This window comes from Cellulomonas sp. HD19AZ1, assembly GCF_004535805.1.
Taxonomy (GTDB): Bacteria; Actinomycetota; Actinomycetes; order Actinomycetales; family Cellulomonadaceae; genus Cellulomonas; species Cellulomonas iranensis.
Genome location: NZ_SPHX01000005.1, coordinates 285,362 through 306,740 on the forward strand (window position 1 = coordinate 285,362; position 21,379 = coordinate 306,740).

The 21,379-nt window shown below is 76.4% G+C and carries 17 protein-coding genes; 4 read left to right on the forward strand and 13 right to left on the reverse strand.

Translation table 11 applies throughout. The features are described from left to right. Positions 1-43: 43 nt before the first annotated feature. The 9 genes from E4A51_RS12410 to E4A51_RS12450 all read right to left on the reverse strand — a co-directional run bounded on the left by E4A51_RS12410 (position 44) and on the right by E4A51_RS12450 (position 11,441). Positions 44-703 carry a response regulator transcription factor gene (locus E4A51_RS12410; RefSeq protein ID WP_046530232.1) on the reverse strand — a complete coding sequence of 220 codons (660 nt, stop codon included), beginning with the start codon at positions 701-703 and terminating at the stop codon, positions 44-46. Beyond that, the gene (locus E4A51_RS12415) at positions 700-2,148 is read right to left on the reverse strand and encodes a sensor histidine kinase (protein WP_087510539.1); all 1,449 of its coding nucleotides are present in this window, start codon (positions 2,146-2,148) and stop codon (positions 700-702) included. The genes E4A51_RS12410 and E4A51_RS12415 overlap by 4 nt, the downstream gene beginning before the upstream one ends. After that, positions 2,145-3,077: a 4-(cytidine 5'-diphospho)-2-C-methyl-D-erythritol kinase gene (locus E4A51_RS12420; protein ID WP_070320547.1), complete on the reverse strand. Its 933-nt coding sequence runs from the start codon at positions 3,075-3,077 to the stop codon at positions 2,145-2,147. Before E4A51_RS12420 ends, E4A51_RS12415 begins: the two co-directional genes overlap by 4 nt. Continuing rightward, the gene (gene rsmA, locus E4A51_RS12425; RefSeq protein WP_070320546.1) at positions 3,074-4,027 is read right to left on the reverse strand and encodes a 16S rRNA (adenine(1518)-N(6)/adenine(1519)-N(6))-dimethyltransferase RsmA; all 954 of its coding nucleotides are present in this window, start codon (positions 4,025-4,027) and stop codon (positions 3,074-3,076) included. Before rsmA ends, E4A51_RS12420 begins: the two co-directional genes overlap by 4 nt. A 397-nt stretch (positions 4,028-4,424) precedes the next feature. Further along, positions 4,425-5,702: a resuscitation-promoting factor gene (locus E4A51_RS12430; RefSeq protein ID WP_134851917.1), complete on the reverse strand. Its 1,278-nt coding sequence runs from the start codon at positions 5,700-5,702 to the stop codon at positions 4,425-4,427. 239 nt (positions 5,703-5,941) lie between these two features. Further along, a complete protein-coding gene (locus E4A51_RS12435; RefSeq protein WP_134851918.1) occupies positions 5,942-7,138 on the reverse strand; it encodes a ubiquitin-like domain-containing protein in 1,197 nt (398 codons plus the stop codon). Positions 7,139-7,300: 162 nt separating this feature from the next. After that, positions 7,301-8,233, reverse strand: a complete 933-nt coding sequence (locus E4A51_RS12440) for a TatD family hydrolase (protein WP_134851919.1) — start codon at positions 8,231-8,233, stop codon at positions 7,301-7,303. A gap of 15 nt (positions 8,234-8,248) precedes the next feature. Further along, complete coding sequence (gene metG, locus E4A51_RS12445; RefSeq protein ID WP_070320543.1) at positions 8,249-10,036, reverse strand: methionine--tRNA ligase; 1,788 nt, start codon at positions 10,034-10,036, stop codon at positions 8,249-8,251. 91 nt (positions 10,037-10,127) lie between these two features. Beyond that, positions 10,128-11,441, reverse strand: a complete 1,314-nt coding sequence (locus tag E4A51_RS12450; protein WP_240696462.1) for a sorbosone dehydrogenase family protein — start codon at positions 11,439-11,441, stop codon at positions 10,128-10,130. 362 nt (positions 11,442-11,803) lie between these two features. On the opposite strand from E4A51_RS12450, the gene E4A51_RS12455 reads away from it, so the two are divergent. Beyond that, a complete protein-coding gene (locus E4A51_RS12455; protein ID WP_070320625.1) occupies positions 11,804-12,412 on the forward strand; it encodes an isochorismatase family protein in 609 nt (202 codons plus the stop codon). A gap of 109 nt (positions 12,413-12,521) precedes the next feature. Here the strand turns inward: E4A51_RS12455 and rsmI are convergent, their stop codons facing one another. Further along, positions 12,522-13,394, reverse strand: a complete 873-nt coding sequence (gene rsmI / locus E4A51_RS12460) for a 16S rRNA (cytidine(1402)-2'-O)-methyltransferase (protein WP_070320634.1) — start codon at positions 13,392-13,394, stop codon at positions 12,522-12,524. Positions 13,395-13,674: 280 nt separating this feature from the next. Between rsmI and E4A51_RS12465 the strand changes: the two genes are divergently transcribed. Beyond that, positions 13,675-15,615, forward strand: coding sequence for a dolichyl-phosphate-mannose--protein mannosyltransferase (locus E4A51_RS12465; RefSeq protein ID WP_233421213.1), 1,941 nt, complete (start codon positions 13,675-13,677; stop codon positions 15,613-15,615). A gap of 1 nt (position 15,616) precedes the next feature. Here the strand turns inward: E4A51_RS12465 and E4A51_RS12470 are convergent, their stop codons facing one another. Next, positions 15,617-17,110: a family 20 glycosylhydrolase gene (locus tag E4A51_RS12470; RefSeq protein ID WP_134851920.1), complete on the reverse strand. Its 1,494-nt coding sequence runs from the start codon at positions 17,108-17,110 to the stop codon at positions 15,617-15,619. A gap of 176 nt (positions 17,111-17,286) precedes the next feature. On the opposite strand from E4A51_RS12470, the gene E4A51_RS12475 reads away from it, so the two are divergent. Then, positions 17,287-17,553, forward strand: coding sequence for a GlsB/YeaQ/YmgE family stress response membrane protein (locus tag E4A51_RS12475; protein WP_070320627.1), 267 nt, complete (start codon positions 17,287-17,289; stop codon positions 17,551-17,553). A gap of 98 nt (positions 17,554-17,651) precedes the next feature. Here E4A51_RS12475 and E4A51_RS12480 read toward each other — a convergent pair whose 3' ends face one another. Together E4A51_RS12480 and E4A51_RS12485 are read right to left on the reverse strand one after the other, a co-directional pair. Next, entirely contained in the window at positions 17,652-19,049 is a 1,398-nt protein-coding gene (locus tag E4A51_RS12480) for a UTP--glucose-1-phosphate uridylyltransferase (RefSeq protein ID WP_070320628.1), read from the reverse strand. A gap of 116 nt (positions 19,050-19,165) precedes the next feature. Beyond that, on the reverse strand, positions 19,166-20,095 hold the full coding sequence (locus tag E4A51_RS12485; RefSeq protein WP_070320629.1) for a LysR family transcriptional regulator: 930 nt from the start codon (positions 20,093-20,095) through the stop codon (positions 19,166-19,168). Between the two features lie 115 nt (positions 20,096-20,210). On the opposite strand from E4A51_RS12485, the gene E4A51_RS12490 reads away from it, so the two are divergent. Continuing rightward, positions 20,211-21,326 (forward strand): YeiH family protein, encoded by a 1,116-nt coding sequence (locus tag E4A51_RS12490; RefSeq protein WP_240696463.1) that lies wholly within the window; start codon positions 20,211-20,213, stop codon positions 21,324-21,326. The last annotated feature ends 53 nt before the right edge of the window (positions 21,327-21,379 follow it).

Consider the following 21,379-nt stretch of genomic DNA (forward strand, 5'->3'; position numbering starts at 1 on the left):
CGTCTCCGTCCCGGGACGGAGACGCCGCGCGGACGAGCGGCCCTCAGCCCACCAGGCCGTGCTCGTGCGCGTACACGACGGCCTGCACGCGGTCGCGCAGACCCAGCTTGGCCAGCACGTTCGACACGTGCGTCTTGACCGTCGCGCGGCTGACGACCAGCTCGGCGGCGATCTCGTCGTTGTTCAGCCCGCGGGCGACGAGCGTGAGCACCTCGCCCTCACGCTCGGTCAGCGGCACGACCGGCTCGGGCGCGGGCCGCGCCGCGGGGCGCTCCTGCACCGCGCGCGCGATCACCGCGCGCGTCACCTCGGGGGCCAGCAGCCCCTCGCCGGCGGCGGCGCGCAGCACGGCGTCCGTGAGCTGCTCGGGCCGTGACGTCTTGAGCAGGTACCCCACGGCGCCCGCGCGCAGCGCCTCGACGAGGTAGTCCTCGCGGTTGAACGTCGTGAGCACCACGACTGCCGCGTGCACGGCCGGGTCGGCGACCAGCCGGCGCGTCGCCTCGAGCCCGTCCATGTCCGGCATCTGCACGTCCATGCACACCACGTCGGGGCGCGCGGCCCGCACGAGGTCGACGGCCTCGGCACCCGTCCCGGCCTCGCCGACGACCTCGATGCCGGGGTGCGCCGACAGGATCGTCCCGATCCCCGCGCGCAGCAGGGCCTGGTCGTCCACGAGCACGACCCGCACGGGTCCGGTCATCGGTCAGCCTCCGTCGTCCTCGCCGCGGCACCCGCCACGACGTCGTCCAGCGGCGTGCCCAGCGGCAGCCGCACCCGCACCACGAACCCGCCCCCGCGGCGGCGCGACGCCTCGAACGTCCCGCCGTCGGCGGCGACCCGCTCACGCATCCCGACCAGGCCCATGCCGGTCGACGGCACGGTGCGCAGCCGCCGCCCGGTGCCGCCGTCGTCGGACACCTCGAGCTCGACCTCGTCCGCGAGCCACCGCAGCCGCACGTCCGCGCGCACGCCGTCGCCGGCGTGCTTGCGCGTGTTCGTCAGCGCCTCCTGCGCGATGCGGTAGAGGTTGAGCGACGCGAGCGGCCGCAGGCGCCGCCGTTCGCCGATCTCCTGGAAGGTCACCGCGAGCCCGGCCTCCCGCGCACGCTCGACGAGCTCGGGCACGCGCGCGACGTCGAGCGACGCGAGCGCCTCGCCGGACCCGAGCGCGGCCGCCGACCCGTCGTCCGCGACGGGCTCGGGGGCACCGCTGTCGCGCAGCATCCCGAGGATGCCGTGCAGCTCGCGCACCGCGTCGCGCGCGGCCTCCTCGACGTGCCCGAGCGCCGCCGTCGCGCGGTCCGGGTCCGACGTCAGCACCGTGCGCGCCGCCGCGGCCTGCACACCCATGAGCGACACGTGGTGCGCGACCGCGTCGTGCAGCTCGCGCGCGAGCCGCAGCCGCTCCAGCGCGACCGCCTGCTCCTCGCCGCGCCGCCGCTCGAGCACGAGCAGGTGCGTGCGCCACTGCGTGCGCGCACGCTCGCGCGCCGACCGCCACGAGTGCTCGCCGAACCACCAGGCGCCCGCGAAGTAGAGCACGTTCGTGAGCAGCTGCAGCAGCGTGAACGACACGAACGGCGAGAACACGCCCACCTGGTCCGGCAGCTGCTCGGACATCTCGGGATCGGTCGCGGCGACGAACAGCGACGTCAGCAGCCAGACCATCATCGCGACCACGACGAACGCGCGCACGAGCACGCCGCGGCGGCGGTGGGTCTCCCACGCGCCGACCGTGTACATCGCGCAGAACAGGGCGATGTTCGACAGCAGCGTCTCGGGCACCGAGAGCGCCTGACCCGTGATGAACGCCGCCGCGACGACCAGCAGCACCGCGCTCGGCCACCGGCGCCGCACCGCGAGCGGCAGCGTCGTCGCCGCGAGCAGCAGGGCCGCGAGCCAGCCGTCGGCGACGTGCTCGTACATGCCCGCGACGCGGAACAGCACCATCGACAGCAGCGCGCCGAAGAACAGCGCCACGGCGAGCAGCGCGTCGCCGCGCAGCGCGTCGGCGTCGGGTGCGGGACGGACCCACCCCCCGGCGTCGGGGTCGGCGGGCGGCACGGGTGCGACGGCGCCCGCGGTGGCGGGACGGACCAGGGCCGTCTCGGTGCCGCCGCGCGCCGCGTCCGGTCGCGCGGTCACTCGCCCGCCACGACGCGCGCACCCGCCACGGGTCCCGTCGCGGTCAGCACGCGGTCGGCGACGCCCGACGCCGTGAACGCCGCGGCGATCGCCAGCGCGTGCTGCCGGCTGCGCGCGAGCGCCGCGACCGTCGGCCCGGACCCGGACACGACGACGCCCAGCGCCCCCGCGTCGGTCGCGATCGCGAGCGGCTCGGCCAGGCCCGGGTCGAGCTCGAGCGCGGCCGCCTCGAGGTCGTTGTGCAGCGCGGCACCCAGGGCCGTCGCGTCGCCCGCGAGCAGGGCCTGCATGAGCGGGACGTCCCGGTCCTCGAGGTCCTGCGCGCCCGCGTGCAGCTCGTCGAACGCGGCGTACACGGCGGCCGTCGACAGCCCGCGGTCCTGCACGGCGAACGCCCAGTGGAACTCGCCGCGGCTCAGCGCGGGCGTCAGCAGGTGACCGCGCCCCTGCCCCACGGCGGTGTGCCCCACGAGCGAGAACGGCACGTCCGAGCCCAGGTCCGCCGCGAGCTCGAGCAGCTCGTCGCGCGACAGGCCGGTGCTCCACAGCGCGTCGCACGCGACGAGCGCGGCGGCCGCGTCGGCCGACCCGCCCGCCATGCCGCCCGCGACCGGCACGCCCTTGACCAGGTGCAGGTGCACGCCCTCGTCGACACCCGCGCGCTCGGCGACGGCGCGCGCGGCGCGCAGCGCGAGGTTGGAGCCGTCGGTCGGCACGAGCTCGGACTGCGGACCGCTGGCCGTCACGGTGTAGTCCTCGGCCGCCGTCGCGACGACCTCCTCGTACACCGACACCGCCTGGAACACGGTCGACACGGGGTGGTAGCCGTCGGCCTGCCGCCCGCCGACGCGCAGCGACAGGTTCACCTTGCCGGGCGCCCGCACGCGCACGGCGCGCTCGGGCAGGTCGTCGACGGGGGTGAGGGTCACGGTGCCACTGTGCCAGGTCCGGGCGCCGCGGGCCGCGCGAGGCCCAGCGCCTCGGCGATGCGCGCGAAGCCCGCGACGTCGACCTGCTCGCCGCGCGCCTGCGGGTCGAGGCCGGCCGCGCGCACGGCCGCCTCGGCCGCCGACGACGAGCCGGCGAGGCCCGCGAGCGCCGAGCGCAGCATCTTGCGGCGCTGCGCGAACGCCGCGTCGACGACCGCGAAGACCTCGGTGCGCGCGACGGTCGTGGTGGGCGGCTCGCGGCGGTCGAGCCGCACGAGCGCCGAGTCGACGTTGGGCGCGGGCCAGAACACGGCCCGCCCGACGGTCGCGGTGCGGCGGGCCGCGGCGTACCACGCGGCCTTCACCGACGGCACGCCGTACGTGCGGCTGCCCGGGGGTGCGGCAAGCCGGTCGGCGACCTCGGCCTGCACCATGACCAGCCCCCGCTCGAGCGATCCGAACCGCTCGAGGAACGTCAGCAGCACGGGCACGGACACGTTGTACGGCAGGTTCGCGACGAGCGCGGACGGCGGCTCGCCCGGCAGCGCCGTGACCGTGAGCGCGTCCTGCGTGACGACCGTGAGACGCGCACGGCCGTCGCCGTCGCGCAGCACGACGGTGCGCGACACGTCGTCCTGCGTCGCGTCCCCGACGGTGAGGCCGGGGACGTGCGCCGCGACCGTCTCGGGCAGGAGGGTCGCGAGCACGGGGTCGATCTCGACGGCCACGACGTCGGCGCCCGCCTCGAGCAGCCCGAGCGTCAGCGACCCGAGCCCGGGCCCGACCTCGACGACGCGCTCGCCGGCGCGCACGTCGGCCTGCCGCACGATCTTGCGGACGGTGCCGGCGTCGAGCAGGAAGTTCTGCCCGAGGGTCTTGGTGGGACGCACGCCCGCGCGTTCCGCGAGCGCGCGGATCTCCGCAGGCCCGAGCAGGGCGATCGCCGACATGACCCCCGAGCCTAACGACCGACGGCCCGTGCCCGGTCCGCGAGCACGCCACCCCACCGGCTCAGGGTCCGGCCGCTCCCGGGGTCCGCCACCGGGTGGAGGTCCGCGTCCGACGACGGACGGCACGGGCGACCCTCGTCGACGGCACGCCCCTCTCCCCCACCGTGCCCCTCCCCACCCGGCCGCCTCCCCGCCCGGCCGCCTCCCCGCCCGGTGCGGGGTTCGGCCGCTCATGCGGCGCCACCGCCGGCACAAGGCCGCGTTCGACGGCGCCGGTGCGGCAGCCGGTGGGGTGCGGCGGCGGTGGGTGGGCGGCGGTCAGGGGCGGGGACGGCGAAGGGCGGTCCGGGACGTCGGGGAGACGTGCCGGACCGCCCTTCGCCGACGTGTCAGCGGGTCAGCTGAACAGGTTCTTGCCGCAGTGCGGCCACTGCCCGGCGCCCGACCGGTTGTAGAGCATCTTGGCGCGAGCCGTCTGCTCGTCGGCCGACGCCTGCGACGGCAGGCCCGCACCGCCCACGGCCTGCCACGTGGCGACCGAGAACTGGTAGAGCCCGTGGTACTTGCCGGTCGACGACACGGCGTCCGCGCGCCCGCCCGACTCGCAGCGCGCGAGCGCGGCCCAGTTGAGCGAGTCGGCGTCGCCGCCCGCCGCGATCGGGCCCGGCGTGCCCGAGCTCGCGGTCGAGCCCGAGCTCGCGGCGCGCGGCGCGGGCGCCGGGCGCGGCTTCGTGCCGACCTTGACGACCTCCTCGACGGGGGCCGTCGTGATCTCGTCGGACACCGGGACGCGGGACTCCTCGGCGCCGTCGACGGTCGTGACGGTCTCGACGACCGTCCGCACGCCGGGGACGCCCGCCTGCGCGACGACCTTCTTGCCCGTGTACTGCGACGCGTCGTCCTCGGTGCGCGACGTGAAGGGCACCTCGGAGGTCGTCGTGACGTCCTGCACCACGACGCGCTGCACGACGACCTGCACGACGCCGTTCGCGTCGTGCTGCACGCGCACGCGGTCGAGCGGCTGCAGCGTCACGCCGAGCTCGTCGAGCACGGTGCCGACGCTCGCGCCCGCGTCCGGCACGTCGAGCACGCCGCCGTCGACGAGCACCTCGGCACGACCGTCGAGCACGAGGTCGAGCGGGAGCTCGGCGCGCTCGGCCGACCGCGACGCGACGAGCGCGACCGTGTCGGCTCGCGTCGCGAGCGTCTCGAGCGCCTCGTCGGCCGTGAGCGCGGTCGTCCAGACCTGCTGCTCCTGGCCGTCGAGCTGGACGACGATCTCCTTGGCGTGCCGCACGACGATCTCGGCGCCGTCCGTGAGCGCACCGGTGTGCGACACCGTGTCACGGCCGCCGAGCTGGACGCCCTGCGCGTCGAGGAGGCCCTCGACCGAGCCGGCGAACGTGGAGATCTGCGTGACGTCGCCGTCGACGTCGAGCGCGACGGTCTTGTGGGCGTTGGCGACGGCGATGCCGCCGCCCGCGAGGACGAGCACGGCGGCACCCGCGGCGACGAACGGCCAGCGGAGGCGACGCAGCCCGGTGCGGGGCGTCGGACCCTGGTCCGGTCCGGCGTCGGGGTGCGGGGTCGTGACGGCGTCGGCCGTCGGCGGGGTCGGACCGGTGTGGCGGGTCGAGAACTGCACGAGGCTCCAGCCGTCGCTGTGCCCGGGCACGGGGAGCGGCGCGGGCCCACGGGCACCACCGGTGCGCCGTGCGTCCGTGCCGCGGAGGGGTTCCCCGATCCGGCGGTCACGGCGGCCGTGAGGGACGGCCGTCGGTGCCACCGGTCCCGGGCCGCGGAGGGCGGACCGATCAAAGGTGACACGCGACCGTAACGGAATTGTGACCTGTCGTCCAACCCCTGCGCGACGAGACCCCCGTCACGTGACCGACGCGAACGCCTCGCCGGCGGTCAGTACCAGCCCTTGGCCTTCGAGTGCGACCACGCGCCGCACGGGTCGCCGTAGCGGCCCGCGATGTACCCCAGACCCCACGTGATCTGCGTCGCCGCGTTCGTGCGCCAGTCGTCCGCGACCGACGCCATCTTGCTGCCCGGCAGCGCCTGCGGGATCCCGTAGGCGCCCGACGAGCGGTTCTCGGCCGTCACGCGCCAGCCGCTCTCCTTGTTCCACAACGACACCAGGCACGCGAACTGGTCGTCGCCCCACCCGCGCGCCGCGGCCATGTCCTTCGCGAGGGCCTGCGCGGTCCCCGGCTCGACGGCGACGGTCGACGGGTCCGGCAGCTCGGCCGTGCCGACCCGGACCACCTGGTCGACGGGCTCGGTGGTCATGACCGACGCGACCACCGTGCGGCCCACGACGACGCCACCGACCACGTCGAGCGTGTAGGTCGTGGTGCGCAGGCCGGCCCTGCCCGCGTTCTTGACGATGCGGTTGCCCTTGACCAGCGACGGGTCCTCGACCTCCTGCACCGCGAACGGCACGGCCTCGGTCACGGTCTCGCCCTGCGTCGCCGCACGCGTCACGAGCACGACCAGCCCGTCGACCGCCGCCGCGTCGAGCGGCACCGAGACCTGGTCGCCCTCCTCCAGCACGAGGCCGACGTCCTTGAGCGCGTCCCGCACCGTCGCACCGCTGCTCACGCCGTCGATCACCTGGCCGTCCACCACGACGTGCACGGTCTTCTGCGTCGACACCCGCAGCACGTCGCGCCCGAGGCTGTCCGACCGCGACGCCGACAGCCGCACGCCCTCGCGCAGCCCCAGCGCGTCCACGGCCTCGCCGACGGTCAGCGCGGTGGTCCACAGCGTCTGCGGCGCGCCGTCGACCTCGACGTCGATCTCGCGGCCGTGCCGCACCACGACCTGCCCGTCGCGACCCACGGCCTCGTCGAGCCCGGGCGCCACGAGGTCGCCGTCGCCCACGTCGATGCGCCCGGCCGCGAGCACGTCCGCGACGGTGCGACCGAACGTCTGGACCTGCACCTCGCTGCCGTCGACGTCGACCGTCACGTCCTTGTGCATCGCGGCGAACGCGCTGGTGCCGCCCACGACGAGCGCGAGGACGACCGCCTGCGCGGCGGTGCGTGCGGCCCGGGCGCGCGCGCCGGTGGCGCGACGCCCCGGCACGTGGTCGTGACGGGTCACGGTGTCCTTCGGGTCGGCGGGAGGGATCGCTGCCCTGGGGTGGTCATCGGCACGAACCCGGGCGTCCTTGACGGACGTCCGGCGGCTGCGCCGGACAGACCGTAACCGATCCGTGACCGTCGCCACCACCCCGGCGCACCCGCCCACGGGGGCCGCGCGGGCTCACCACTCGCCGTACACGTGCGCCGCGACGGCGCTGACCTGCGCGCACACGTCCACCAGCGGACGCCCCGTGACCTCGGCGACCGTGCGCACGGTGCCCGGCAGCAGGTACGGCGCGTTGGGCCGCCCGCGGTACGGGTGCACCGTGAGGTACGGCGCGTCGGTCTCGACCAGCACGAGCGACGCGGGCAGCTCGCGCAGCGCCGCGCGCAGGTCCTCGTTGGCCGGGAACGACACCGGCCCGGCGAACGAGCAGAACCAGCCCTCGGCGGCGCACACGCGCGCGAGGTCGACCCCGCCCGAGAAGCAGTGGAACACCGTGCGCTCGGGGGCCCCGTCACGGCGCAGCACGTCGACCACGTCGTCGTGCGCGTCGCGGTCGTGGATCTGCAGCGCCAGGCCGAGCTCCTTGGCGAGCGCGACGTGCGCCCGGAACGCCTCCCGCTGCACCTCGCGCCCGCGCGGCCCGGCACGGAAGAAGTCGAGCCCCGTCTCGCCGATCGCCCGCACGCGCGGGTTGCCGCTCGCGACCGCCGCGACGGCCGCGAGCGCGTCGTCGAGCGGCACGTCGTGCCGCGGCTGCGGGTCGGGCTCGAGCCCGTCGGGCGCGACCTCCCGGACCCCCGCGTGCAGCACCGCCTCGTTCGGGTGGATCGCGACCGCGCCGAGCAGCGCGGGGTGCTCGCGCACCACCGCGTCGGTCCACGCGACCGCGTCGAGGTCGCAGCCGACCTGCACCATGCGCGGCACGCCGACCGCGGCCGCGCGCGCGAGGTGCGCCGCGAGGTCCGGGTGAGCGGCGGCGTCGGCCGGGTCCCAGCCGTCCGCCCGCCAGCCGACGACCGACTCGAGGTGCGTGTGGTCGTCGACGACGGGCGACGGGAGGGGCTCGGGCGGCGGGGGCCAGCCCCGTTCGCGCTGCTTGCGTACCACGTCAGGCGTCCCGGGTCAGGACTGCCGGAGCCGCTCGAGCTCCTCCTCGACGATCGCGTCGTCGAGCTTGGTGAACACGGGCGTCGGCTTGTCGACCTTGGTGCCCGGCACGACCGCGCGCGGCTGCCACGTGCCCCGCACCGAGCGGTAGTCGCCCGTGATGACCGGGTAGTGCCGCGTGTCGTCGTCGAGGTCGGTGACCTCCTCGATGCGCGGCTGCGGCGAGAACGTGCCCGTGCCGCCGAGCGCCTCGTGCACGGCCTGCGCGCTGTGCGGCAGGAACGGCGCGAGCAGCGTGTTGAGGTCGCTCACGGCCTGCGTCGTCGTGTGCAGGACGGTCGCGAGCCGCTCGCGGTCGCCTCTCAGCTTCCACGGCTCGGTCTCGGACACGTAGCGGTTGGCCTCGCCGACCACGCGCATCGCCTCCTGCAGCGCCTGGCGCTGCCGGTGCGTGCCCACGAGGTCGCCGACGCGCCCGAACGCGGTCGTGATCTCCGCCGTCAGCGCCTCGTCGACCGCCAGGCGCGGCCCAGGGGCCGGGATCTCGCCGAAGTTCTTGTGCACCATGCTCGCGGTGCGGTTCACCAGGTTGCCCCAGCCCGCGACCAGCTCGTCGTTCGTGCGGCGCTTGAACTCCGCCCACGTGAAGTCGACGTCCTGCGTCTCGGGGCCCGCCACCGAGATGTAGTAGCGCAGCGCGTCGGGCTGGTAGCGCGCGAGCATGTCGCGGACCAGGATCACGAGGCCGCGCGACGTCGAGAACTGCTTGCCCTCGACGTTGAGGAACTCGCTCGAGACCACCTCGGTCGGCAGGTTCAGCAGCCCGTACGGGCCGGGCGCGCCGCCCTTCGACCCGCGACCGGCGTAGCCGAGCAGCTCGGCCGGCCAGATCTGCGAGTGGAACGTGATGTTGTCCTTGCCCATGAAGTAGTACGAGCGCGCGTCCGTGTCGTTCCAGAACTGCCGCCACGCCTCGGGGTCGCCCGTGCGGCGCGCCCACTCGATCGACGCGGACAGGTACCCGATGACCGCGTCGAACCACACGTACAGGCGCTTGTTGGGGTTCTGCTCCCAGCCGTCGAGCGGCACCGGGATGCCCCAGTCGATGTCGCGCGTCATGGCGCGCGGACGCACGTCGTCCAGCAGGTTGAGCGAGAACTTCAGCACGTTCGGGCGCCACTCGGTGCGCGTGCGCAGCCAGTCCCCCAGCGCGTCGACGAACGCCGGCAGGTCGAGGAAGAAGTGCTCCGACTCGACGAACTTCGGCGTCTCGCCGTTGATGCGGCTGCGCGGGTTCTTCAGCTCGATCGCGTCGAGCTGGTTGCCGCAGTTGTCGCACTGGTCGCCGCGCGCGCCGTCGTACCCGCAGATGGGGCACGTGCCCTCGATGTAGCGGTCGGGCAGCGTGCGGCCCGTCGACGGGCTGACCGCGCCCATCGTGGTGCGCTCGACCATGTAGCCGTTCTTGTGCACCGTGCGGAACATCTCCTGCACGACCGCGTAGTGGTTGCGCGTCGTGGTGCGCGTGAACAGGTCGTACGACAGGCCGAGCTGCGTGAGGTCCTCGACGATGACGCGGTTGTAGCGGTCCGCGAGCTCCTGCGCGGTCACGCCCTCCTTGTCCGCCTGCACGAGGATCGGCGTCCCGTGCTCGTCGGTGCCCGACACCATGAGCACGTCGTGCCCCGCCATGCGCATGTACCGGCTGAAGACGTCCGAGGGGATGCCGAAGCCGGCGACGTGACCGATGTGGCGGGGGCCGTTCGCGTAGGGCCACGCGACGGCCGACAGGATGCGGGACATGCGTCGATCCTAGGTGGGCGGCCCGTCGTCCTCGACGCGGTTCCCGCGGGCCGGACGCGGGCCGGACGTCGGGCGGCCCGGCGTCGCGGCCTCAACCGACCATGACGCGCAGCACGCGGTCGTCGCCCGCCGCCGGGTCGCCGCGCCCGTCGGTGTTGCTCGTCAGCACCCACAGCGCGCCGTCGGGCGCGACCGCCACCGCGCGCAGCCGCCCGTGCTCGCCCGCGAGCAGCGGCTGCGGCTCGCCGAACCCGGCCGCGTCGGCGGCGGGGTCGGCGAGGGTCGCGGGGTCGACGGGCCGCAGCGGTACCCGCCACAGCGTGCGCCCGCGCAGCCCCGCGAGGTACACGCCCTCGTCGGTGACGGCCAGGCCCGACGGCGACGCGTCCGCCGTCGCCCACACCGCGACGGGGTCGACGGCGCCGCCGGCGGCCCCGCCCGGCCCCTCGACCCCCGGCCAGCCGTAGTCGCCGCCCGCGTGCAGCACGTTGAGCTCGTCCCACGTGTCCTGCCCGAACTCGGACGCCACGGCACGGCCGTCGGGCGCCCAGCCGATGCCCTGGACGTTGCGGTGCCCGCGCGTCCACACCGGCGAGGCCGGGTCGGGGTTGCCGGGCGCGGGCGCGCCGTCGGCGGTCACGCGCAGCACCTTGCCGCCCAGGCTCGCGGGGTCGGGCGCCAGGGCCGTCCGGTACGTGTCGCCCGTCGTCACGTACAGGTACCCGTCGGGCCCGAACGCGAGCCGCCCGCCGTTGTGGTTCGCGCCCTTGGGGATGCCGTCGAGCACGGTGCGGACCGGTCCGAGCGTCGCGCCGTCGAGCGTCGCGCGCAGGACCCGGTTGTCCTGCGCGGCCGTCGCGTACAGCACGACGTCGACGGGACCTCCGGGCGCGGCGTCGCCGGGGACGACCGCGACGCCGAGCAGACCGCCCTCGCCGCGCGGCACGACGGTCGCCGCGACCTCGTCGGCACCCGGCCCGGTCACGTCGGTCACCGCACCGTCCGCGCCGACCAGCACGAGCCGTGCCGCGTCGCGCAGCGTCACGAGCGCACGCCCGTCCGGCAGGAAGGCCAGGCCCCACGGCACGTCGAGACCGGTGACGACGTCCTGCACGGACGTGACCTCGACCGTCGGCACGTCGCGCACGGCCGGGGCCGGGGCGTCGGACGGGGTCGACGAGGGCGTCACGGACGGTGTCGGCGTGGGCGTCACCGACCCGCTCGCCGTGACGTCCGCCGTCGGTGCGGAGCCGCCGGCCCCGCAGCCCGCGAGCGCGACCGCCACGAGCAGCGGGACCGCACCGCGCACCGCACCCCGCGTCGTCGCACGCCCGGTCACGCGGACCGTCGCCGGCTCGGCGCCCGGCGCCCGTCGCGTGCCGTCGCCCGGTCGCTCCGTCGTCATCGACCCCACTGTGCCCGCGGCCGGGGCGGACCGCACGCGCCCGCCCCGCACCGGCCGACCACGAAGCCCGCCGGGCGGCGGTCCGCGCGGACACCAGCACCTCCGCCCGCGCACACCCCACCCACGCCGACGGACAGCGGTACGGGTCGACGGACAGGTGCGTGCCGGTGTCCGTGGTCCGTACCGCTGTCCGTCGAGGAACAGGTGCGGCGGAGGTGGCGGGAGGTCGCGGGGGCGGAGCCCGCGCGGGGCGGGTGGGACGGGGCGCGGGTGGGACGGGGGCGGGTGCGGCGGGGGGCGGGTGCGGCGGGTGGGAGGACCCGGAGGGGACGTCGTGGCGTCGTGGCGGGCAGGATGGGTGCATGACGCGTGACGAGGGGCCCGCCACGGGCACGGACGGGACGCGGGCGCTGCTCGTCGTCGACGTGCAGCCGACGTTCTGCGAGGGCGGCGCGCTGCCGGTCGAGGGCGGGAACGCCGTGGCCGCGGCGATCGCCCGGTACGCGGCCGCGCACCGCGACCGGTACGCGCTCGTCGTGACCACGCAGGACTGGCACGTCGACCCGGGGGCGCACTTCTCCGACGACCCCGACTACGTCGACACGTGGCCGCCGCACGCGGTCGTCGGCACCGCCGAGGCCGAGCTGCACCCGGCCCTCGCCGACCTGCGCCCCGACGCGAGCGTCCGCAAGGGCGAGTACGCGGCCGCCTACTCGGGCTTCGAGGGCGTCGACGCGGACGGGCGCGCGCTCGGTGCGCTGCTGCTCGACGCCGGGGTCACCGACGTCGACGTCGTCGGGATCGCCGAGTCGCACTGCGTGCGCGCGACCACGCTCGACGCGCTCACGCTGGGCCTGCGGGCGCGCGTGCTGACCGACCTCACGGTGCCCGTCACGCCCGAGCAGGGCGCGGCGGCGCGCGACGCGATGGCCGCCGCGGGCGCCGAGCTGGTCGCGTCCGACGCGCTCTGAGCACGACCGGCCCGCCGCACCGCCCCGGCGGCGGGCAGGGGCCCGAGCGCCGGGCGGTCACCCCCGGCGGCGCCCCGACGTGGGCGGTCCGGCGGTCGTGCCGCGCCCGTCAGGAGCGGCGCGCCGCGAGCGCGGCCGCGTAGAGGTCACGCTTCGGCACGCCCGCCGCCTCGGCGACCTCGGCGACGACGGCCTTGAGCCGCTCGCCGCCGTCGACGCGCGCGAGCACCTCGGGCACGAGGTCGGCCGCGTCGCGCGGACCGGCCTCGGGGGCGCCGCCGACGACCAGCACGACCTCGCCGCGCACGTCGCCCGCGTGCGCCCACCGCGCGAGCTCGGCGAGCGGGCCGCGGCGGACCTCCTCGTACGTCTTGGTGAGCTCGCGGCACACCGCGCCCGGCCGGTCGGGACCGAACGCCGTGACGAGCGCGTCGAGCGCGTCGGCGGTCCGGTGCGGCGCCTCGAACAGCACCATGGTGCGACGCTCGGTCGCGAGGGCCGCGAGCGCGCGTGACCGCTCGCCGGGCTTGCGCGGCAGGAAGCCCTCGAAGCAGAACCGGTCGGTCGGCAGGCCCGACAGCGCGAGCGCCGCGAGCACGGCCGACGGGCCGGGCGCGACCGTGACGGGCAGACCCGCCGCGACGGCCGCCTGCACGACGCGGAACCCCGGGTCGGACACGGTCGGCATGCCGGCGTCCGTCACGACCAGCACCGTGCCGCCCCGCGCGACGACGTCGAGCAGGTCGTCCGAGCGCCCCGCCTCGTTGTGCTCGTGGTGGCTGACGACGCGCCCGCCGATCGTCACGCCGAGCCGCGCGGCCAGCGCGCGCGTGCGTCGCGTGTCCTCCGCGGCCACGACGTCCGCGTCGGCGAGCAGGCGGCGCAGCCGGGCGGACGCGTCCTCGGCGTCGCCGATGGGCGTGGCCGCGAGCACGAGCGCGCCGCCGCGCACCGAGCGACCCGCCGGGCCGTGGGCCCGCACCGCGTCGGCGCCGGGACCGTCGGCGACGTCGAGCACGACGTCGGGCTCGACGTCGGTCCCGAGATCGGCCTCGACGGCGGTCTCGAGATCGGTCTCGGCGCCGCACGCGCGGGCGGGGTCGACGCCGGGCTCGGGTGCGTCCGCGGACGAGGTCGTGGGGGTCACCGCACCAGCCTCCCACCCGCCCGGGCACGACCCGCGACGCGGCCCGTCCGCCGCGGGTCGAGGCCCGCGTCGGGACGTCCGGATCGCCCGGTGCGCGTACCCCTACGATGGCCCCGTGCCGACCGACGGAGACGCCACCGAGCGCCAGCCGACGGGGCAGGGGGCGCCCCTGGACCCGACGGCGGACGCGCTCCCACCCGACGCCGCGAACGACCGCACGTCGACCGCCGGTCCGCCGGACGACCCCGCCCCGCTGCCGCCCGACGACGCGACGCCGGCCCCGGGCGACGGCGCGGCGCCCGCGCGGCACCACGACGCGGCGTCCGCACGGCCCGACGGCGCCACGGCGGCGTCCGGGGCGTCGGCCACGACCGTGCTGACACCCCTCGCGGACGGCGCACCCACCGACGGCGCGCCCACGGCCGACGCCCTCGCGCACGACCCCGACGAGCCCCACGAGCCGCGCCTGCTGCGCCGCCTGCTCGGCGCCGGCACGCTCGCGCTCGACGCGACGCCCCGCGCGCGGCTCACGGGGTGGCTCTGGGCGCTGGCCGTCACGGCGTTCGGCGGGGTCCTGCGGTTCTGGGACCTCGCACGCCCGCACGCGCTGGTGTTCGACGAGACGTACTACGTCAAGCAGGCGTTCTCGCTGCTGGTCCGCGGGTACGAGGCGTCGTGGGGCGACGAGCCCAACCCGCGGTTCGAGGCGGGCGACACCAGCATGCTCGGCACGGACCCCGAGTACGTGGTCCACCCGCCGGTCGGCAAGTGGATGATCGCGCTGGGCATGCGCCTGGGGGGCGGCGTCGAGAGCTCGTTCGCGTGGCGGCTGGCCGCGGCGGTGTGCGGCACGCTCGCGGTGCTGATGATCGCGCGCATCGCGCGGCGGCTGTTCGCCTCGACGGCGCTCGGGACGGTCGCGGGGCTGTTCCTCGCGCTCGACGGGCAGGCGATCGTGCAGTCGCGGATCAGCCTGCTCGACCCGTTCCTCATGTTCTTCGTCCTCGCGGCGTTCGGCTTCCTGCTCCTCGACCGCGAGCAGGCCCGACGGCGCCTCGCGACGCGCACCGCGGCGCTCCTCGACGCCGGGCACCCGCTGCGCTGGGGCCCGGGGCTGGGGTTCCGCTGGTGGCGGCTCGCGGCCGGTGTCGCGCTCGGCCTGGCGATCGGCACGAAGTGGTCGGGTCTGTACTTCCTCGCGGTGTTCGGGCTGCTCACGGTCGCGTGGGACGCGACCGCGCGCCGGTCCGCGGGCGTGGCGCCCTGGGTCCGGGCGACGCTCGTGAAGGACGCCGTCGTCGCGTTCCTCGTCATGGTGCCCACCGCCCTGCTGACGTACGTCGCATCGTGGGCCGGGTGGTTCGCGTCGAACGACGGCTGGAACCGGCAGTGGGCGGCGAGCCACCCCGGCGAGGGCGTGACGTGGCTGCCGCCGGCGCTCCGCTCGCTGTGGGCGTACCACCAGGACATGTGGCGGTTCCACAACGGGCTGGAGACGCCGCACTCCTACGCGGCCGGCCCCCTGGGGTGGATCGTGCAGTGGCGACCCACGTCGTTCTACTACCCCACCGAGGTCTCGGGCCTCACGGGGGACGCGGCGAGGCAGGCGTGCGGCGCGGACTCGTGCTCGCAGGCCATCCTCGCCGTCGGCAACCCGGTGCTGTGGTGGGCCGGCGCGGCCGCGGTGCTCGTGGCGCTGTTCTGGCTGGTGCGCTACCGCGACTGGCGGGCCGGCGCCGTGCTGTCCGGGCTGCTCGCCGGCTGGGTGCCGTGGTTCGCGTACGCGCACCGCACGATCTTCACGTTTTACACGGTCGCGTTCGTCCCGTGGGTCGTGCTCACGCTCGTGTACGTGCTGGGGCTGCTGGTCGGGCCGCGCGTCGAGCCCGACGGCACGGCGCGCGAGCGGCGCGCCCGGCGGGCGACCGTCGTCGCCGTCGGCGTGTTCGTCGCGGTCGTCGCGGGTGTCGGGCTGTTCTTCTACCCGGTGTGGGCGGGCTGGGTGATCCCGTGGCAGCAGTGGCACGTGCGCATGTGGCTGCCCACCTGGATCTGAGTCAGACCGCCGGGTCGGGCGCGACGGGTGCCGCCCAGCGGCCCTGCGGCGAGCGGTGCCACGCGAGCCCGAGCCGGTCCCAGAGCTCGCCGTGCGCGGCGAGCCGCTCGGTGAAGTCGTCGAAGTCCCGACGCGCGGGGTCGCTCCACGCGACCTCGGCGACCGCCGCGAGCCGCGGCAGCAGCATGGTGGTGAGGTCGTCGAGCGTCCGCAGCGTCTCCGTCCACACCGCCGCCTCGACCCCGGCGACGGCCTCGGGCGGCAGCCCGTCGACGAGGGTCGCGGGCTCCCACTCGTAGGCGTCGCGGAGCTCGACGTGCCCGGCCCACTCCAGCCCCAGGGGGAAGTCGGGCCTGTACTTCATGTCGAGGTACACGCGCGAGCCGGGCGACAGCAGGATCCGCGCACCGGCGTGCGCGGCGCGCACGAACGGCGCCGGGTCGACGCGCGTGTCCCAGTACTGCACGACCGTGCCGGGCGGCAGGTCGGGCACCGACGCGACCTCCTGCCACGCGACGACCCGCTTGCCGTGGGCGGTGACCGCGGCGGCGGCGGACCGCACGAGCCGCTCGTACTCGTCGCGCCCCATCGCGAGGACCTCGTCGCCCCCGATGTGCAGGTGATCGCCGGGCGTCATCTCGGCGAGGTCCCCGAAGACGTCGGCGAGGAACGCGTGCGTGGCCGGCAGGTCGTCGTGCAGGCGCGAGAACCCCACCTCGATGCCGAGGTACTCGTCGGCGGGCTCACCGTCGGGGTTGAGCTCGCCGTAGGCGTGCTGCGCGGCGTTGACGTGCCCCGGCACGTCGAGCTCGGGCACCACGCGCACGGCCCGGGCGTGCGCGTACGCCAGGATCTCGTCCCAGTCGGCGCGCGAGTAGTGCCCGCCGGGGTCGCCGCCCACCGCGCGGGCGCTCGCGCGCCGCACCAGCTCGGGCCGCGAGGGCAAGTCGAGCCGCCAGGCCTGGTCGTCCGTGAGGTGCAGGTGGAGCACGTTGAGCTTGTAGTGCCCCATGAGGCCGATGACGACCTTGAGGTCCGGGACGCTCACGAAGTGCCGCGCGACGTCCACCGACAGGCCGCGCCACGCGTAGCGCGGCGCGTCCTCGACGCGCACGGCCGCGACCTGCACGCCGCCCCCGGGGAGCGGGCGCAGCAGCTGGCGCAGCGTGACGACGGCGTGCACGAGGCCGTCGGCGGTCCGGGCCTCGAGCCGCACGCGGCCGTCGCCCGCGACCACGCGGTACGCCTCGTCGCCGGGCGGGAGGTCGTCCACGAGGCGCAGGTGCACGACCCCGGGGGTGCCGAGGTCGGCGTGGCTCACCTCGACGGCGCGGCCGCTCGCACGGCCGAGCATGTCGGCGGTCAGCACCGCGACCGGGACGAGGTCGTCGGCCGCGTCGACCACGACGACCGTCGAGGGCGTGATGACGAACGGGGGCCGCGACGACGGCTCGACGACGAGCGGGGCGGGCACCACGGCGACGACGTCGGACACGGGACTCCCTCGGGGACGGACGGCACCGGCGCTGCGCAACCTACCCCTCCGGGGCGCCGCGGGTGGGCCGGACGCGCGAGCCGGTCGTGACGGGCCGCTCGACGGGCGGGACCGCCCGACCCGTCCTACTTTGCTCCCAGGCCGGTCATCGGTCGACGGGGAGCGAGGAGCACACCATGGACGTCAACGGCATCATCAGCGCGATCGTGGTCGGCGCGATCATCGGCGCGCTCGGCCGGTTGGTCGTGCGCGGCAAGCAGCACATCTCCATCCTCGTGACGATCATCATCGGCATCGTCGCGGCACTCATCGGCACGTGGATCGCGTCGTTGGTCGGCTGGAACGAGACCAAGGGCATCGACGTGCTGGAGATCGTCATCCAGGTCGCCCTCGCGGCGATCCTCGTGAGCCTGTACGTCGGCTCGGCGGGGCGCCGTCGCTGACGCCACCCGCACGCAGGACGAGGGCGGTCCGACCCACCGAGGTCGGACCGCCCTCGTGCGTCCGGGCCACGGGGACGCGCGGGCCCGGCCCCCGGGCCTCAGCGGGCGAGGTCCGCCGCGGCGGCCACTCCCGTCGCGTCGAGCGTCGCGCCGTCGGGGACGCGTCCGCCGTCGCCGTCGAGCACGGCGTCGCCGCGCACCGTGACCCCGGCGCCGAAGGTCCAGTCGCCGCGCACGCGCAGCGAGGAGGCCTCGACCAGCGACGGCACGTGCGGCACGTGCCGGTCGAAGTCGCCGACGAGCGCGTAGTGCGCGGGGTCCAGGTCGACGAACGGCGCGTCGACCCGCGCGACGAGCCGGTGCGCGTCGTCCTCGGCGTAGACGTCGGAGCGCAGCACGAGCAGGTCGTTGGTCGTCTTGACGGGCAGGAACCGGTCGCGGCCGACCTCGAGCACCGCGGCCCCGTCGAACACCTCGATCGCGGCGCCCATCGCGGACTCGACCTGCACGACCCGCGGTGAGGTCTTGTCGGTGGGGTCGACGGTCTTCTCGTTGCGGATGAGCGGCAGGTCGAGGACGCCGCCCGTCCGCTCGAGCTCGGCGGCGAGCGCCTCGAGGTCGAGCCACAGGTTGTTGGTGTTGAAGAACGCGTGCGTCGCGATGTCGGCGGCCGCGTCGGCGTCGTCGGCGTGGGTCTGCGCGGTCTCGCGCAGCACGATCCGCCCGTCGGCGCGGCGCACCACGAGGTGGCCGCCCTTGCGGTCGGCGGGCGTGCGGCGCGCGACCTCGGCGGCGAACGGCGCACCGGTGGCGGCGAACCAGCCGGCGACGCGCGCGTCCGGGGTCGCCCCGAGGTTGTCGGAGTTCGAGACCGACGCGTAGCGGAACCCCGCGTCGAGCAGCGCCGTGAGCACGCCCGAGGCGTGCAGCGCCGGGTACAGGTCGCCGTGGCCGGGCGGGCACCACTCGAGCGACGGGTCCGCCTCCCACGTGACGGGTGCGAGCCCGTCGACGAGCAGCTTGGGCTCGCGGTTCTGCAGGAAGTCGAGCGGCACGCCGTCGACCGCGAGGGCGGGGTGGGCGGCGAGCGCCGCGAGGCTGTCGTCGCGCGTGCGGAACGAGTTCATGAGCACGAGCGGCAGCCGCGCGCCGGTGGCCGCGCGGGCGGCGAGCACCTGGTCGGCGATGACGTCGAGGAACGTGCGGTCGCCGCGCACGGGCAGCAGCGACTTGGCGCGGTCCATGCCCATCGACGTGCCGAGGCCGCCGTTGAGCTTGACGACCGCGGTCCGCGCGAGCGCCTCGCGGGCCGCGTCGGGGTCCACGTCGAGGTCGGCGAGCCGGGGCACGTCGGTCAGCGGGGCGACGTCCGCCTCCCGCACGATCCCCGTGCTGCCGCTCTCGAGGAGGCCGTAGAACCGGGTGAACGCGTCGACCGCGGCCGTGGGAACGCCGGCGTCACGCATCTTCTGCTGGGCGAGGGCGAGTCCGTTCATGGCTCGACACTAGGGGTCCGCGGCGTGTCGGACCCGTCGGGCAGGGACGTCGGGCCGGGACGTCGGTGGCGTCCGCGTCACGGACGCCGGTCCAGGTCAGCGGGGTCCCGGCGCGGTCAGTGCCGCACGCCGAGGGGCGTGCGGTCGGCGTCCTCGCGGACCACCCGGACCAGGTCCGCGGCGGCGTCCGACGGCCGCGCGCCCGCCCACAGGACCGTGAGGGGGCGCGTGATCCGCAGGGCGTGCACGCGGACGCGCGCGAGCCGGCCCGCGCGCACGTCGTCGGCGACCGCGAGCGCGCTGAGGGCGCCGGGGCCGACGCCCGCCATGACGGCGCTGCGCACGCCGAGGGTCGTGGGCAGCACGGCCGCCGGCGGCGCGTGCAGCGGGTGCCCCGCCCCGGCGAGCGCGTCCTCCAGCGCGCGGCGCGTGCCGCTGCCCGGCTCGCGCAGCACGAGGGGGGTGGCGGCGAGCTCGACGGCCCGCACGGTCCCCGCGACAGCCCAGGGGTGGTGACGCGGCACGACGACCTCGACGGTGTCGTGGCCGAACGTCGCGGAGCCCAGGTCGGACGGCACCGACGGGGTCTCGACGAAGCCGAGGTCCACCTGCCCCGCCCGCACGGCCTCGACCACGGCGGCGCTGTTCACGGACTCGAGGCGGACGACGACGTCGTCGTCGCCGCGCTCGGCCCGCCAGCGCGCGACCCACCCGGGCAGCAGGTGCTCGGCGATCGTGAGGCTCGCGGCGACGCGCACGGTGCGCTCGCGGTCGGCGCGCAGCGCGCCCACGACGCCCGTGAAGTCGTCCGCCGCGGCGAGCAGGCCCGCCGACCACCCGACGACCAGCTGCCCCTCGCGCGTGAGGTGCGAGCCGCGTGCCGAGCGCACGAGGAGCTGCGTGCGCAGCGTGCCCTCGAGGCCGCGGACCCGCAGCGACACGGCCTGCTGGCTGACGCCCAGCCGGTCGGCGGCCGCCGAGAGGCTGCCGAGCTCGGCGACGAGCGCGAGGGCGCGCAGCGCCGCGAGGTCGGGCTCACGGTGCACGTGCCCTCCTCGGGGTGCTCGGTCCGGACCTCCACCGTCCGGCCACAAGCGTACGTTGTGCCCCGCGCGGGTTCTGCCCCTACTGCCGCGCCCGCGCGGCGCGCACCCTGGCGGGGTGCCACCCGTCCCGACCCGCGTCACCCCGCACCGCACGCGCGCCACCACCCCCGGCGCCACGGCCCGCCCCGCCCCCACCTCTCCCGCGACGACCCTCGCGTGCCTCGCGCTGCGCCGGGGCCGCGCGCTCACCCCGGGGCTCGCGCTGTGCGCCGCCGCGACCCTGGCGTCGCTCGGCGCGGCGCACGTGCTGCCCGGCGTCAGCCCGCTCGTCGTCGCGATCGCGCTGGGCGTCGTGCTCGCCAACACCACGGGTGCCCCGGCGGCCGCCGGGCCGGGCCTCGCCGTCGCGGCCCGCCGCCTGCTGCGCGTGGGCGTCGTGCTGCTGGGCCTGCGGCTCGCGCTCGCGGACGTCGCCGCGCTCGGGGCGCCGCTGCTCGCGGTCGTCGTGGTCGTCGTCGCCGGGGGCGTGCTCGGCACGCTCGCGCTCGGGCGCGCGCTGCGCGTCCCGGCGCACCTCGCGGTGCTCGTCGCGTGCGGGTTCTCGATCTGCGGCGCGGCCGCCGTCGCCGCGGCGGCGGGCGTCACCGACCCGGACGACGAGGCCGAGCAGGACACCGTGACGGCCGTCGCCCTCGTCGTCGTCTTCGGCACCCTCATGATCGGTCTCGTCCCGCTGGTCGCACCGCTGCTCGGGCTGCGCGGCGCGCGCGCCGGGGCGTGGGCCGGCGCGTCGGTGCACGAGGTCGCGCAGGTCGTCGCGGTCGGCGGGGCCCTCGGCGGCGCCGCGCTCACGGCGGCGGTCGTCGTCAAGCTCGCGCGCGTGCTGCTGCTCGCACCCGTCGTGGCGGCGCTCGCGCTGCACCGCCGCCGCGCCGTGCGCGCGGCGGACGGTCCCACGACGACGGGACGCCGCCCCCCGGTCGTGCCGCTGTTCGTGGCCGGGTTCCTCGCGACGGTCGTCGTGCGGTCCACGGTCCCGCTGCCGGACGGGCTGCTCGCCGCGGCCGGGACCGCGCAGACCGCGCTCCTCACCGCCGCGATGTTCGCGCTCGGGTGCGGCGTGCGGTTCGCCGCGCTGCGGGCCGTCGGGCTGCGCCCGGTCGTGCTGGCGGCGCTGTCCACGGCGTGGGTCGCGGGCCTCGCGGCGGTCGGCGTCCTGCTCGCCACCTGAGCGCGCCGCGCCACCCGAACGGCGCAGGACGATCGTCCCGACCTCCCGCCGAA

Coding starts and splice junctions, on each gene's coding strand:
- E4A51_RS12410 (WP_046530232.1), bottom strand. CDS start 703: ATGACCGGACCCGTGCGGGTCGTGCTCGTGGACGACCAGGCCCTGCTG.
- rsmA (WP_070320546.1), bottom strand. CDS start 4,027: ATGTCGGCGATCGCCCTGCTCGGGCCTGCGGAGATCCGCGCGCTCGCG.
- metG (WP_070320543.1), bottom strand. CDS start 10,036: ATGTCCCGCATCCTGTCGGCCGTCGCGTGGCCCTACGCGAACGGCCCC.
- E4A51_RS12450 (WP_240696462.1), bottom strand. CDS start 11,441: ATGACGACGGAGCGACCGGGCGACGGCACGCGACGGGCGCCGGGCGCC.
- E4A51_RS12455 (WP_070320625.1), top strand. CDS start 11,804: ATGACGCGTGACGAGGGGCCCGCCACGGGCACGGACGGGACGCGGGCG.
- E4A51_RS12475 (WP_070320627.1), top strand. CDS start 17,287: ATGGACGTCAACGGCATCATCAGCGCGATCGTGGTCGGCGCGATCATC.
- E4A51_RS12480 (WP_070320628.1), bottom strand. CDS start 19,049: ATGAACGGACTCGCCCTCGCCCAGCAGAAGATGCGTGACGCCGGCGTT.